This is a genomic window from Kitasatospora sp. NPDC057512 (genome assembly GCF_042802135.1).
In the GTDB taxonomy this organism is placed as follows: Bacteria; Actinomycetota; Actinomycetes; order Streptomycetales; family Streptomycetaceae; genus Kitasatospora.
In genome coordinates this window covers 1-1,135 of the sequence record NZ_JBHVET010001275.1, presented here as the reverse complement: position 1 = coordinate 1,135, position 1,135 = coordinate 1, and the positions used below count along the sequence as shown (strand labels likewise).

General features: G+C 71.2%; 2 protein-coding genes. Both read left to right on the top strand.

All coding sequences use genetic code 11. The features are described from left to right. On the top strand, positions 1 to 1,053 hold a 1,053-nt coding region (locus ACFU6K_RS39455), incomplete at its 5' end, for an alpha/beta fold hydrolase (RefSeq protein ID WP_380671557.1). Between the two features lie 3 nt (positions 1,054 to 1,056). Continuing rightward, on the top strand, positions 1,057 to 1,135 hold a 79-nt coding region (locus tag ACFU6K_RS39450; protein ID WP_380671559.1), incomplete at its 3' end, for an MbtH family NRPS accessory protein.

Here is a 1,135-nt window from a genome sequence, read left to right as displayed (position 1 = left end):
CCGCAGGAGCAGCTGCTGTGCGGCCTCTTCGCCGAGGTCCTCGGCCGGGAGCTGGTGGGCATCGACGACAACTTCTTCGACCTGGGCGGGCACTCGCTGCTGGCCGCCCGCCTGGCCTCCCGGGTCCGCGAGACCCTCGGCCTGGAGCTGGGACTGCGGATGCTGTTCGAGGCGCCGACCGTGGCCGGCCTCACCGAGCGCCTGGTCATGGACGACCCCGAGGACGCGCTGGACGTGGTGCTGCCGCTGCGTTCGACCGGGACCGGGACGCCGCTGTTCTGCGTCCACCCCGGCGGCGGCATCAGCTGGTCGTACAGCGGACTGCTGAACCACCTCGGCCCGCAGCACCCGGTCTACGCCATCCAGGCGCGCGGCCTCGGCCGGCCCGAACCCCTGCCGACGTCCTACGAGGAGATGGCGGCCGACTACGCCGACCAGATCCAGAAGATCCAGCCGGAGGGCCCGTACCTGCTGCTCGGCTGGTCCGCCGGCGGGCTGATCGCCCACGCGCTCGCCTGCGAGCTGCAGTCGCGCGGCGAACGGACCGCACTGCTGGCGATCCTCGACGCCTACCCGGTCAAGGAGGTGCGGTTCGAGGTGGCTCCGGTGCCCACCGTGCGGGACGTGCTCGTCGGGGTGCTCGACGTCGACCCGGACGAGCTGGGCGACCGGGAGATCACCTACGCCGAGGTCGCCGAGGTGCTGAACCGCCGGGGCAGCGCGCTGGCCGGCCTGACCGAGCGACAGGTCGAGGTGATCGTCGAGATCATGATCAACAACTCGAAGCTGGCGGTCGACTTCGTCCCCGGCGGCTTCGACGGGGACCTGCTGCTGTTCAACTCCACGATCGACCGCGCCGAGGACGACGCCGGGCCCGAGACCTGGCGCCCCTACGTCACCGGCCGGATCGAGTCCCACGAGATCACCACCCGGCACGACCGGATGACCCAGGCCGGCTCGCTGGCCCAGATCGGACCGGTCCTGGCCGCCAGGATCACCGAGGCCGTCGGCGACACCGACGGCACCACCACCCTTTCCCACCAGGAGGACTGACCCGTGACCAACCCCTTCGACGACCAGGACGGCACCTTCCTCGTGCTCGTCAACGACGAGAACCAGCACTCGCTCTGGCCGC